The following is a 13874-nucleotide window of genomic DNA, read 5'->3' as shown; positions in this document are numbered from 1 at the left end:
TATAATTGACAAGTAGTTTTTACTTTAAACACAAAATTTTGTCTGGAGGAACTATTTTGTTTGGCAAAAAAGAAGGATCCTCGACTAGTAATGCGAAGTTAGACCCAAACCGAATTCCTGACCATATTGCGATTATTATGGATGGAAACGGTCGCTGGGCTCAAGAGCGTCATTTGCCACGTGTTGCAGGCCATAAACAGGGAATGCAGACCGTAAAAAATGTAACGATCGCTGCTAGTGAATTAGGGGTAAAGGTTCTATCACTCTACGCTTTTTCTACCGAGAATTGGAAACGACCTTCGAGTGAAGTAAGTTATTTGATGCAACTACCAATCAAGTTCTTTTCAACTTTTGTTCCAGATTTAGTTAAGCATAATGTTCGGGTGATGGTGATGGGTGACATTACTAAATTACCTCAAGGAACTCAAAAAGCAGTTAATGACGCAATTGCTGATACGGCTGATTGTAACGAGATGATTCTAAACTTTGCCTTAAACTATGGCAGTCGTGATGAAATCATCCGGGCAACCCAACAAATTGCAAAGAAAGTGGCTGCTAAAGAGATTAGTGTTGATCAAATTGACGAACAGTTACTGTCTCAAAATATGATGACAGCAGACCTAGATAAGTTAGCAGATCCCGATCTTCTTATTAGGACAAGTGGTGAGGAACGGATTAGTAATTTTATGCTCTGGCAAATTGCTTATAGTGAGTTAGAATTTACTGATGTTTACTGGCCTGATTTTGATCGGCATTCATTAGAAGATGCTATTGTAAAATTTCAGGGACGTCACCGTCGCTATGGTGGCTTAAAAAATAACTAAGTTTGGGGAGAATAATATTGAAAACACGGATAATAACAGCTGTTGTTGGTCTAGCAATCTTCATTCCGTTAATAGTTTATGGTCACTGGCCATTAACAATTGCCGCAATTGTACTTGGGATCGTTGCTATGAGTGAGATCTTAGCAATGAAACGAATGTTCCTGATTTCGTTTGAGGCAATTGTTTCTTATCTTGGAGTTGCGCTATTGATCTTACCTGATAGCTGGTTAGACTTCTTACCAAGTGTTGCAACACGGTGGTTTGCATTCTATTTCTTGGTAATTTTGTTACTATTACATACGGTTATTAGAAAACAACGGTTCACTTTTGATGATGCCGGTGTGCTAACCTTAGCAATGCTTTACATTGGATTAGGTTTTCGCTACTTTGTTGAAGCACGGGCAGTTAACTTCCAAACCTTACTATACGGGATGCTGATTGTTTGGATTACCGACAGTGGGGCATACTTAATCGGAAGAAAAATTGGGAAAAATAAATTAGCACCTAAGATTAGTCCAAACAAGACCTGGGAAGGATCAATTGGCGGAACCGTTTCTGCCACAATTCTGATTGCCATTTACTTATACTTTATTCCGGTTGGTGGATCCTTCATTCCAATGGTTTGCCTAACGTTAATTCTGTCAATTATGGGCCAGTTTGGTGATTTGATTGAATCATCACTTAAGCGGTTCTATGGCGTAAAGGATTCTGGAAAAATTTTACCAGGACATGGTGGGATCCTTGACCGGTTTGATAGTATGCTAATCGTTATGCCAATGATGCACCTCTTAGGTATTATTTAGTTCTGAAAGAAGAGGGGATTTTGTGATAATAACAATCATCACCTTTATAATCGTTTTCGGAATACTGGTCTTAGTCCATGAATTTGGTCACTATTATTTCGCAAAGCGAGCAGGGATCCTGGTCCGTGAATTTTCAATTGGAATGGGTCCTAAAATTTGGTGGAAACAGTCTGGTGGCACGACATATACGATTCGGATCTTGCCATTAGGGGGGTATGTTCGTCTTGCTGGTGCGGATGATGAGGACGAAGATGAATTACGTCCAGGAACTCCAGTAACTATTCAGCTTAATGATCAGGATCAAGTCACTAATATTAATGCAAGTCAAAAGACAACATTGTTTCAAGGGATCCCGCTTCAAATTGTTGATTCTGATTTAGTTAACGATTTATGGATTAAGGGATATGTCAATGGTGATGAGAACGACTTGAAAGTTTACAATGTTGCTCATGATGCTTTAATTACTGAGCATGATGGAACAGTTGTTCAAATTGCACCTAAAGATGTTCAATTTAATTCAGCTAGCTTATCAGCACGGATGATGACAAATTTTGCTGGCCCAATGAATAACTTTATTTTGTCCCTTGTTGTCTTTATTATTCTCGGCTTCCTCTTAAGCGGAGGAGTTCCGGTGAATAGTAATAAGATCGGACATGTTAATGCTAATTCAGTTGCTGCTCGAGCAGGTCTCGTAAGCGGTGATCGAATTAAGCAAGTCAACAATATTAAAATTAAAGATTGGACAGATTTATCAACTGCCATTTCTAGTCATCCAGGGAAAAAGATTACCGTAACTTATGAACACCAGGGAAAACAGCACACCACCACAATGGTTCCCAAAACAGTTAAACAGTCAGGTCAGAAAGTTGGTCAAATTGGGATTCTTGAAGAAACGGATAAAAGTTTCTCAGCACGGCTTAATTTTGGTTGGCAACGGTTTGTTCAAGCAGGTACATTAATCTTTAGTGTCCTCGGCCACATGTTTACCCACGGCTTTTCATTAAACGATTTTGGTGGACCAGTTGCTATTTATGCAGGAACGTCTCAAGCAACGTCGCTTGGCTTTACGGGTGTTTTGAATTTCTTAGCACTGCTTTCAATTAACCTGGGAATTGTTAACCTATTACCAATTCCGGCGTTAGATGGAGGAAAACTATTGTTAAATATCATTGAGGCGATTATTCGTCGCCCAATTCCAGAAAAAGCCGAGGGAATTGTGACGATGATTGGGTTCTTCTTGCTGCTAGTATTAATGATTTTGGTTACGTGGAATGACATTCAGCGTTATTTCATTCGATAAGGGAAAAGGAGTATTTTAATGCAACAATCAAAGATTTTAATTCCAACAAAAAAGGAAGCGCCAAGTGATGCGGAAGCGCTTAGTCATAAAATGATGGTTCGGGCTGGTTACATTTACCAAGTGTCCGCTGGTGTTTGGGCTTACTTGCCAATGGCCTACCGGGTAATTCGGAAGGTTGAAAATATTATTCGTCAAGAAATGGAAAAAGCTGGTGCGGTTGAAATGATGATGCCGGCGCTTCTTCCTGCTGACTTGTGGAAAGAATCTGGTCGGTATGAGAGCTATGGCGATAACCTATTTAAGCTAAAGGATCGTCGTGATCGTGACTTTATCATGGGACCAACTCATGAAGAAACGTTTACTGAAGTTATTCGGGATAGTATTAAGTCATACAAGAAGCTGCCATTAGTTGTTTACCAACTACAAGATAAGTTCCGAGATGAAGATCGCCCTCGTTATGGGATCCTTCGTGGTAAGGAATTTGAAATGCTTGATGGTTATTCATTCTCTGCTGATCAAGCTGGCTTAGACCAGGCTTATGATCTTCAAGCAAGAGCATACCGTAATATTTTTGACCGGGTTGGCTTAGACTACAAGGTAATCCTAGCCGATTCAGGAACAATGGGTGGTAAGAACTCACAAGAATTTTCTGCTCCAGCAGCGGTTGGTGAGGATATCATTGCTTATACTGACGGGGATTACGCTGCTAATTTGGAAAAGGCTACTAGTAAGTTTACCGGTGTTCAACAAACTGCTGAACCAGAAAAGCTTGAAAAGAAGCCAACTCCAGGGGCTCACAGTGTCGACGAAGCCGCGGAAAGCCTTGGAATGGACTCAAGCCAGATCATTAAGGCAATGTTCTACATGGCCAAAATGAGTGAAGAGGAAACACAACCAGTTCTTGTTTTGATGCGCGGCAATGATGAAGTTAACGAGGCCAAGCTGAAGGATGAATTAGGTTGCGAAGAATTAGAGTTAGCTGACGAAGAAGATGCTGTGAAGTATCTGGGAGCACATCCGGGTTCGCTTGGCCCAGTTGGTGTTGGTGAAGATGTTAAAATCTATGCTGACAATTACGTTAAAGTAATGGTTAATATGGCTTGTGGGGCTAATGATGATGGTCACCACTATATTAATGCCAATATTGACCGTGACTTCCGCGTTGATCAATTCGGTGATTTCCGTAATGTTAAGGAAGGCGAAATTGCGCCGGATGGTCACCCAATCAAGTTCACACCAGGGATTGAAATTGGTCATATCTTTAAGTTAGGAACCCATTATTCGAAGAAGCTTGGTGCACAAGTACTTGATAGCAATGGTCGGCTAGTTGATGTTATTATGGGAAGCTACGGGATTGGTGTTAGCCGGTTGCTTTCTGCAGTTGCTGAACAAACAGCTGATGACAATGGTCTAGTATGGCCTGACAGTATTGCACCATTTGATGTTCATGTAATTCCTGTAAATGCCAAAAAAGCAGATCAAATGGAAATGGCAAATGAACTTACCGTAGCTCTTGAAAAAGCTGGCTATGATGTCTTAGTAGATGACCGAAAGGAACGTGCTGGTGTTAAGTTTGCCGATTCTGACTTAATTGGGATTCCAATTCGGATTACTGTTGGTAAGAAGGCTTCAGATGGTATTGTTGAAATTAAGATCCGGAAAACCGGTGAAACAATTGAAGTTAAGACTGAGGAAGTCGTTAATACTGTTGCTATTTTGCTTAAGCAACTTAGTGGACAAGATGCTACTGAAGCTAAATAATTAGTCTAATCATTAATTGGTGGTGACGATGGTAGAATTTAATTTATCAACGCGCCACTTTTTTATTGTAGGAGGATAAAAAGTGAGTTTATCACGACAAGAATTATTTCAAAAACTACTTGAACAAATTCACTTTCCCGAAAAAGATAACCCCGCCTTTCATGATGCAAAGGTTCAATCTGTCGTAGTTCATAAGGATTCGCGTCTATGGGAATTTCATTTAATGCTCCGACAGCCGTTACCATTTAACCTTTTTAGTGAATTTTCAAACGCATTAACGATGGGCTTTCGGGATATTGCTAATACGCGAGTGAAAATTAGCAGCTCAATGACCGAGCTTGATCCCAAGCTAATTGGTGATTATTGGGAATATGTAGTCCGGCAAACAGCACCTGATTCACCGATGACTCAACAAGTCTGTACACAGACATCACCTGAAGTTAAGGATGGTCGGGTAACTCTTGTTATTGAAAACGAGATGATGAAAGATTTCCTTACTAAGAATGTTTTAGGAAAGATTGAAGAGGACTATGTTGACCTTGGTTTTCCTAAATTTCGGATTCACCCGTTCGTTGATGAATCTGCTTCGGAAGCCCGGATTAAGGAATTAAAGGCTAAGCATGAAGCAGACGATGCTGCCCTTGCTGCTAAGGCAATGGAACAGATTAAAAAGAATAACGTTGCTAAAAAGAAAAAGCAGCAAAGTAATGTTGCCCCCGCCGATGGGCCTGTTCAACTTGGCCGAGTAATTAATGATTCTCAAGAAGTAAAGCAGATGAAAGACATTGTTGAGGAAGAGCGTTCGATTGTCGTTGAGGGCTATGTCTTTAGCACTGAGGTACGGGAACTGCGCTCGGGTAGGCAATTACTGACATTTGAGATTACCGACTATACTTCTTCGTTTGCGGTAAAGAAATTCTCCCGGAACGAAGCTGATGAAGCCCAATTTGCAAATATCAAAGAGGGAATGTGGCTTAAAGTTCGTGGTCCGGTACAAGAAGATACGTGGATGCATGATTTAGTTATTAATGCTTTCGACATTAATGAAATTAAACATGAAGAACGTCAGGATAAGGCGCCTGCTGATGATAAGCGAATTGAATTACATGCTCATTCAGAGATGAGTCAAATGGATGCCACTAATTCAATTACCGAATTAGCTAACCGTGCTCATTCGTGGGGGCATCCTGCAATTGCGATTACAGATCACGCAGATGTTCAAGCATTTCCAGAAGCATTTAAGGCGGCTAAAAAAACAGGGATTAAGATGCTCTATGGTGTGGAAGCAAATGTGGTTGATGACGGGATCCCGTTAGTATATAACGAAAATGATACACCACTAGATGGTCAGACATATGTTATCTTCGACGTTGAAACAACGGGACTTTCAGCAATTTATGATAAAGTGATTGAGCTTTCCGCTTCGAAGATGAAAGACGGTGAAGTCTTAGAACGGTTTGATGAATTTATTGATCCTGGATTTCCCCTTTCTGAACAGACAACTAACCTAACATCAATTACTGATGAAATGGTTCAGGGGTCAAAAAGTGAGGAAGAAGTCTTCAAGATGTTTAGAGACTTCTGTGAAGGGTGTATTATTGCTGGTCATAATGTTTCCTTCGATATGGGATTCATGAATACTGGTTACCGTCGTCATAACATGGAAGAGATTACGGCGCCCGTCATTGATACTTTGCCACTGGCCCGGTTCCTTTATCCTCATATGCGTGGATATCGTTTGAATACCTTAAGTAAGAAATTCAAAGTTGCTCTTGAGCACCACCACCGAGCAAATTACGATGCCGAAGCAACAGGAAAGCTACTGCATATCTTTTTAAAGGATGCGGAAAAGCGGTATGGAATTAAACGAATTAATGATTTGAACAAGCATATGGCAGATAACGATGCTTACCGCCATGCGCGGCCATTTCACGTTACAATTCTTGCCCAGACTCAAGAAGGATTGAAAAACCTTTACAAGTTGGTTTCGCTATCTAATGTCGAGTATTTTGCACGGGTACCACGGATTCCGCGTAGTATTCTGACCAAGTATCGCCAGGGGCTCCTTTTGGGCACTGCCTGCTCTTCAGGTGAAGTATTTACCGCAATGATGGAAAAGGGATTTGCTGAAGCCGAGAGAAAGGCTAAATACTATGACTTTATTGAAGTTCAGCCGAAGCCTAATTATCAGCCACTGTTGGATCAGAAGGTCATTGCTGATGACGCTCACTTGGAAGATATTTTGAAGAACATGGTTAAACTAGGTGAAAACCTAGAGAAACCAGTTGTTGCAACGGGAGATGTCCACTATTTGGATGCTCACGATGCTATTTATCGTAAGATCCTCATTAATTCTCAAGGTGGTGCGAACCCGCTTAACCGAACCAGACGACCGGACGTTCACTTTAGGACAACCGATGAGATGCTCAATGAATTTAGTTTTCTTGGGGCTGATAAAGCACACCAAATCGTTGTCACAAATACCCATCAGGTTGCGGATATGATTGATGACGGTATTTGCCCAGTTAAAGATAAGCTCTATACTCCCCATATGAAGGGCGCGGAACAAGAAATTCAAGATCGTACTTGGGATACTGCTAAGAAATGGTATGGTGATCCGTTACCAAAGATTGTTCAAGACCGGGTTGAGCTTGAGTTAAATAGTATTGTTAAAAATGGGTTCTCGGTAATTTATTTGATTGCTCAACGGCTAGTAGCAAAGTCAAATAAGGATGGTTATTTGGTAGGTTCTCGGGGATCTGTTGGTTCAAGTGTGGTTGCTACGCTCTCTGGAATTACAGAGGTTAATCCATTGCCACCACACTACCGATGCCCTAAATGTCATTATTCTCACTTCTATACTAAAGGTGAATATAGTTCAGGATTTGACCTTCCAGAAAAGAAGTGTCCTAAGTGTGGAACGCTATTAGTTAAGGATGGGCATGATATTCCGTTCCAAACGTTCTTAGGGTTTAAGGGAAATAAGGTTCCAGATATTGATTTGAACTTCTCTGGGGACTATCAACCGATTGCTCATAACTACATGAAAGTGTTGTTCGGTGAAAAGAATGTCTTTCGTGCTGGGACGATTGGTACTGTTGCCGATAAGACTGCCTATGGTTACGTTAAGGCTTATGAACGTGATACGGATAAGCAGTTTCGGGGAGCAGAAGAGGATCGGCTTTCTCATGGTGCTACCGGTGTTAAACGAACAACAGGACAGCACCCGGCTGGAATTATTATTGTTCCTGATGATATGGAGATTTATGACTTTACACCAGTTCAATATCCGGCTGATGATCAAGATGCAGCTTGGGAAACAACTCACTTTGATTTCCACTCTATCCACGATAATATTTTAAAGATGGATATTTTGGGACATGATGATCCAACGATGATTCGTGCCTTACAGGATTTATCTGGGGTTGATCCACAAACTATTCCGATGAACGATCCGGGAGTAATGAGCCTGTTCTCTAGTCCCGAGGCGTTGGGGGTGAGTGAAGAGCAGATCCAAAGTAAAACGGGAACTCTTGGCTTACCAGAATTCGGAACTCGTTTTGTTCGGGGAATGCTTGAAGATACCCACCCGAAGAACTATTCGCAACTCCTGCAAATCTCTGGACTTTCTCATGGAACGGGCGTGTGGTTGGACAACGCTCAAGAGTTAATTAAACAGGGAGTCGCAACAATTGCTAATGTGATTGGATGTCGGGATAACATTATGACCGATTTAATTCACTATGGTCTTGACTCTGAAACTTCATTCCAGGTAATGGAATCGGTTCGTCACGGTCGAGGAATTCCTGACGATTGGCAAGAGAAAATGCGTGAGGCGAACGTTCCACAATGGTATATGGACTCGTGCTTGAAGATTAAATATATGTTTCCACGAGCCCACGCGGCCGCCTATGTTTTGATGGCGTTACGGATTGCGTACTTTAAGGTTTACTTCCCGCTTGTTTATTACTGTGCTTTCTTCTCTGTCCGTGCTGATGACTTTGACGTAGTTGCAATGTCACACGGTAAAGATGCTGTTAAGACACGGATGAAAGAGATTAATTCTCAAGGGAATGATGCAAGCGCTAAGGACAAGAGTTTGTTGACGATCCTTGAATTAGCTAATGAAATGTTAGAGCGGGGCTTTAAGTTCAAGATGGTTGATCTTGAGCGATCTGACGCAAGCAACTGGTTAATTGATGGTAATTCATTAATTGCTCCATTCCGTGCAGTTCCTGGGTTGGGACTAAACGTTGCTAAACAGATTGTTGCTGCTCGGGAAGAAAAGAAATTTCTCTCGAAGCAGGATCTAGCTGAGCGGGGAAAGGTTTCACAGACAATTATAGATTTTATGACTCAGAATCATGTCTTAGATGGATTGCCGGATGAAAACCAATTAAGTCTGTTCTAGGGATAGTCGCTTGCTAGTTGAGTGAGTTCATGCTATAATTAATTATGGTAAATAACTCGTTGGAGTGAGCAGAGATGCTCGCTCTTTTTATTGCAAATAATGGAGGTGACGCAGTTGAGCAATGTCGTTGAAATAGTAACCGGATTAGCTAAACCGATTTTAGCCAAATATGATTGCTACCTTTACGATCTTGAATTCGTTAAGGAAGGTAAAAACTGGTACTTACGAGTTTATGTTGATAAGGATGGGGGAGTTACCCTAGAAGACTGTGCTGATATTAGTGATGAATTGAGTGAGGCGCTTGATAATACCGAGCCTGATCCGATTCCTCAGGCATATTTCCTTGAGGTATCTTCTCCTGGTGCCGAACGTCCATTGAAGAAGGAAGCTGATTATGAGCGGGCAATCAATGATTACATTCACGTTTCCCTTTACCAGCAGATAGAAGGAAAAAAGGCATACGAGGGAACATTGGTTGAACTTACGCCTGACGAACTAACATTGGAATACATGGATAAGACTCGTCAGCGTCGAATTAAAATTGAACGTAAAATGATCGCGCAAGCACGATTAGCAATCGACTTTAGTAAGATTTAAAGGGAGTGTTAAAAGGTGAGCAAAGCAAAAACAAATACTGAAATGATCGCCGCTCTTGATTACTTAGAGAAAGAAAAGGGAATCAAGAAGGAAATTGTTATTGAAGCCTTAGAACAGGCTTTGGAACTCGCATATAAGCAAAATTACGGTGAAAAGAACGTTGAAGTTGACTTTGACGGGGTTACTGGTAATATCAAGGTTTATGCTGTTAAGACGATTACCGATAACGAAGACTTGGTTGAGGAAGATGACAACGAGTATATGAGCCTTGCCGATGCGCGGAAGTTGCCACATGGTCAAGGATACGATGTTGGTGATGAGATTCGTGAAGAAGTTACGCCACGTGATTTCGGCCGAATTGCAGCGCAAACGGCAAAGCAAGTTATAATGCAACGGTTACGCGAAGAAGAACGGAAGATCATCTATAATAAGTACAAGACCTACGAGAATGAAATTATTACTGGTGAAGTTTCTCGTGAGGATAAACGTTTTACGTGGGTTGACCTTGGTGATGGTGTTGAAGGTGCCATGGGTTACCGGGATAAGATGCCTAATGAACACTACCATATTCACGACCGGATCCAAGTTTACGTTTCAAAAGTAAATGATGATCGTCATGGTCCACAAATCTTTGTCAGTCGGACAGCTCCAGAATTATTAAAACGGCTATTTGAACGGGAAGTTCCTGAAATTAAGGACGGGACAGTTTTAATCGAGAATATTGCCCGTGAAGCTGGAGATCGTGCTAAGGTAGCTGTTTATTCCAATGATCCAAACGTTGATCCCGTTGGTACTTGTGTCGGTCCTCGTGGTTCACGTGTTCAAGCAATTGTGAATGAGCTAGATGGCGAGAACATGGATATTGTTGAATATGTTAAGGACCCGGCTCAATTTATTGCTAATGCTCTCAACCCTGCAGAAGTTCTGGACGTTATTTTTAACGAACCGGAAGCTTCAGTTACTGAAGGACAATCAGAAGAAGATTCAACTGATGCTTCTGTAACGGAGAACACCGATGCCGCAACTGAGACGGAAAATACTGAAGAAGAGGAACCAGTTGCAACAACTGAAGAGCGTTCATGCACGGTTGTAGTTCCTGATAGCCAACTCTCACTTGCGATTGGTAAGCGAGGCCAAAATGCACGGTTGGCTGCTCGATTAACAAAATACAAGATCGATATTAAGCCGGCTTCTGAGATGGAAAATAATACTGATACACTTGAAAAAGAAACTGACGCTTCAGAAGATTAAAGCAGCGGGGTGAAATAAATGAAAAAGAGAAAAATACCGATGCGTAAAGATATTGTTACTGGCGAAATGATGCCGAAGCGACAATTGATCCGAGTAGTTAAGAATAAGGAAGGCGAAGTTACGCTTGATCCAACCGGAAAAAAGTCTGGTCGGGGTGCATACATTGCGGTAGATGTAGAGATTGCTAAGCGGGCAAAGGAAGAAAAAACTTTCGAAAAAGCCTTTCATGTTAAGTTGGATGATTCATTCTATGATGAATTAATTCAATACACGGATCATCTTCAAGCACGACAAGCGTTATTTGGTAATAATGAAAAATAATCAACAATCCGTTTTGAACTTACTCGGATTAGCACGCCGCGCCAAACAAATTCAAAGTGGTGAGGGCGGTGTCTTAAAATTAATTCAAACAGGAAAAGCCCAGTTTGTTTTCTTAGCTCAAGATGCTGGTTCAGCAACATTAAAGAAGTTTACGGATAAATGTACCTTCTACAAGGTTCCACTCTGTACGCTTTTTACTAAAAAGCAACTAAGTCAAGCAATTGGACAGTCGAGAACTGTTATTTGTGTAACGCAATCTGGATTTGCAAGAAAGTTTGAGGAACTACTAACGATGAATTAAGGAGCGTGAGTACATGGCCAAAGAACGAATTTATGAATTAGCCAAAGAACTCAAGATGCCAAGCAAAAGCCTTGTAAAGGTGGCCAAGGATCAAGGGATGGGTATTAAAAGCCATATGTCATCTGTAACGCCTGATCAAGCACAAAAGTTACGTCAAGTTGTTAAGGGGAACAACAAGAACGGCGCTAACCAATCTAAACAACATGCTAAGCACCACGAAAAGAATTCTCAGGCAAAAGCAGGGCATAAGGGAAACCAACAATCAATAAACCAAGCTAACCATAACAAGAAAAATGAACATCATGATCAAAAGCATCGTGATAATAACCATTCTTCTAAGCAAACAAACCAAAGCAATAACCGTCATCAAAATGATAACAACGGTCGCTTTGGCGGCAGCTTAAATGAATCTGGTCGAAAGGGTAAGCGATTCAATAAGAAGAATAAAAAGCGAAACAAGAAACATAACAGCAATGGTCGTCTTCGTGAGGTTAAGCACCAACAACCTACTCAGCGAAAAGATAAGCCATTACCGGATGTTCTTGAGTATACCGAGGGAATGAATGCGCAAGATCTTGGGAAAATTTTGCACCGTTCACCAGCCGAGATTATTAAGAAACTCTTTATGCTCGGTGTAATGATTAACCAAAACCAATCCTTAGATAAGGATACAATTGAATTGTTAGCAACTGATTATGGAATTGAAGCTAAGGAAAAGGTTGAAGAAGATATTTCAGATATCGATAAGATGTTTGAAGAAGAGCAAAACAATACGGATCACTTAGTTTCTCGTCCACCAGTTGTTACGGTTATGGGACACGTTGATCATGGTAAGACTACGTTGCTTGATAAGCTTCGTCACTCACATGTTACTGAACATGAAGCTGGGGGAATTACTCAGGAGATTGGTGCTTACCAAGTTCATTACAAAGATGATCTAATTACATTCTTGGATACGCCAGGACACGCTGCCTTTACTGAAATGCGTGCTCGGGGAGCTAATATCACTGATATTACTGTATTAGTTGTTGCCGCAGATGATGGTGTTATGCCTCAAACCGTTGAAGCTATCCACCACGCCCAAGCTGCCAAAACACCAATTATTGTTGCAGTTAACAAGATTGATAAGCCAGGTGCTAATCCGGAACGAGTAATTGAGGAATTAGCTAAGTACAACTTGATTCCAGAAGACTGGGGTGGTGACACAATCTTTGTTAACATCTCAGCTAAGTTTGGGAAGAACATTGATGAATTGCTTGATATGATTCAACTCCAAGCTGAAATGATGGAACTTAAGGCCAACCCAGACCAAAATGCTGCTGGTTCCGTTGTTGAAGCACGACTCGATCAAGGTAAAGGATCTGTTGCTACTGTTCTGGTACAACAAGGAACTTTACATGTCGGTGACCCAATTGTTGTTGGAAACACTTATGGCCGTGTTCGGACAATGACGAATGAAAATGGTCGGCGGATTAAGGAAGCTACCCCATCAACTCCTGTCGAGATTACCGGGCTTAATTCTGTTCCGGAAGCAGGGGACCGCTTTGTTGTCTTTGACGATGAAAAGACTGCCCGTGCTGCTGGTGAGAAGCGTGCAGAACAAGCACAAGAAGAAGAACGAAAGCGGACTTCTCACGTTACATTGGATAACTTATTTGATACGATGAAGAAGGGGCAAATGAAGACCCTCCCATTAATCATTAAGGCTGATGTTCAAGGTTCAGTAGAAGCACTTAGTCAAAGTTTGCAAAAGATTAAGGTTGACGGTGTTCGGGTTGATATTATTCACCAAGCCGTTGGTGCAATTAATGAATCCGATGTAACATTGGCTGAAGCTTCTAATGCCGTTATTATTGGTTTCAATGTTCGGCCAACTTCACTTGCAAAGTCATTAGCTGATTCAAATAAAATTGATATTCGTCTCCACCAAGTAATCTACAACGCAATTGAAGAAGTTGAAGACGCAATGAAGGGGATGCTTGAACCGGTTTATAAAGAAGAAACTATTGGTCAAGTTGAAGTACGGCAAATCTACAAGGCTTCTAAGGTTGGGACAATTGCCGGGGGAATGGTAACTTCTGGTAAGATTACCCGTGACTCCAAGGTTCGGCTTGTTCGTGACGGAATTGTCGTTTATAGTGGTGAACTTGGCAGTTTGAAGCGGTTCAAGGACGACGTTAAGGAAGTCAAGGCTGGCTTTGAATGTGGTTTGACAATTCAAAACTACAATGACATTAAGGAAAATGACGTTATCGAAGCCTACCAAATGAAGGAAGTACCAGTTAAGTAAACCGAGGTGATTAAA

10 protein-coding genes are annotated in these 13874 nt (G+C 41.3%); all 10 read left to right on the top strand.

Annotation, left to right across the window (positions count from 1 at the left end):
* Nucleotides 1–56: 56 nt before the first annotated feature.
* The 10 genes from PRK60_RS05240 to infB all read left to right on the top strand — a co-directional run bounded on the left by PRK60_RS05240 (nt 57) and on the right by infB (nt 13859).
* Nucleotides 57–824: an isoprenyl transferase gene (locus tag PRK60_RS05240; protein ID WP_273645727.1), complete on the top strand. Its 768-nt coding sequence runs from the start codon at nt 57–59 to the stop codon at nt 822–824.
* A 17-nt stretch (nt 825–841) separates the two neighbouring features.
* On the top strand, nt 842–1627 hold the full coding sequence (locus PRK60_RS05235) for a phosphatidate cytidylyltransferase (protein ID WP_102168721.1): 786 nt from the start codon (nt 842–844) through the stop codon (nt 1625–1627).
* 22 nt (nt 1628–1649) lie between these two features.
* Nucleotides 1650–2927 (top strand): RIP metalloprotease RseP, encoded by a 1278-nt coding sequence (gene rseP / locus PRK60_RS05230; RefSeq protein ID WP_273645726.1) that lies wholly within the window; start codon nt 1650–1652, stop codon nt 2925–2927.
* A gap of 18 nt (nt 2928–2945) precedes the next feature.
* Nucleotides 2946–4688 (top strand): proline--tRNA ligase, encoded by a 1743-nt coding sequence (locus tag PRK60_RS05225; RefSeq protein WP_102168719.1) that lies wholly within the window; start codon nt 2946–2948, stop codon nt 4686–4688.
* Nucleotides 4689–4770: 82 nt separating this feature from the next.
* Nucleotides 4771–9099, top strand: a complete 4329-nt coding sequence (locus PRK60_RS05220; RefSeq protein ID WP_273645725.1) for a PolC-type DNA polymerase III — start codon at nt 4771–4773, stop codon at nt 9097–9099.
* A 114-nt stretch (nt 9100–9213) separates the two neighbouring features.
* Entirely contained in the window at nt 9214–9696 is a 483-nt protein-coding gene (rimP, locus tag PRK60_RS05215) for a ribosome maturation factor RimP (protein ID WP_102168717.1), read from the top strand.
* A 15-nt stretch (nt 9697–9711) separates the two neighbouring features.
* Complete coding sequence (nusA, locus tag PRK60_RS05210) at nt 9712–10947, top strand: transcription termination factor NusA (protein ID WP_273645724.1); 1236 nt, start codon at nt 9712–9714, stop codon at nt 10945–10947.
* Between the two features lie 18 nt (nt 10948–10965).
* The gene (rnpM, locus tag PRK60_RS05205; protein WP_102168715.1) at nt 10966–11268 is read left to right on the top strand and encodes an RNase P modulator RnpM; all 303 of its coding nucleotides are present in this window, start codon (nt 10966–10968) and stop codon (nt 11266–11268) included.
* The gene (locus PRK60_RS05200) at nt 11258–11569 is read left to right on the top strand and encodes a L7Ae/L30e/S12e/Gadd45 family ribosomal protein (protein ID WP_102168714.1); all 312 of its coding nucleotides are present in this window, start codon (nt 11258–11260) and stop codon (nt 11567–11569) included. Before rnpM ends, PRK60_RS05200 begins: the two co-directional genes overlap by 11 nt.
* 13 nt (nt 11570–11582) lie before the next feature.
* Nucleotides 11583–13859: a translation initiation factor IF-2 gene (infB, locus tag PRK60_RS05195; RefSeq protein WP_273645723.1), complete on the top strand. Its 2277-nt coding sequence runs from the start codon at nt 11583–11585 to the stop codon at nt 13857–13859.
* Nucleotides 13860–13874 lie beyond the last annotated feature (15 nt).

It is taken from the genome of Limosilactobacillus portuensis (genome assembly GCF_028607025.1).
GTDB classification, from domain to species: Bacteria; Bacillota; Bacilli; order Lactobacillales; family Lactobacillaceae; genus Limosilactobacillus; species Limosilactobacillus portuensis.
This window is presented reverse-complemented; position numbering and strand designations above follow the sequence as displayed.

Excerpts from the sequence above, each read along its gene's own strand:
- PRK60_RS05225 (WP_102168719.1), top strand. The coding sequence starts at position 2,946 with ATGCAACAATCAAAGATTTTAATTCCAACAAAAAAGGAAGCGCCAAGT.
- rnpM (WP_102168715.1), top strand. The coding sequence starts at position 10,966 with ATGAAAAAGAGAAAAATACCGATGCGTAAAGATATTGTTACTGGCGAA.
- PRK60_RS05200 (WP_102168714.1), top strand. The coding sequence starts at position 11,258 with ATGAAAAATAATCAACAATCCGTTTTGAACTTACTCGGATTAGCACGC.
- infB (WP_273645723.1), top strand. The coding sequence starts at position 11,583 with ATGGCCAAAGAACGAATTTATGAATTAGCCAAAGAACTCAAGATGCCA.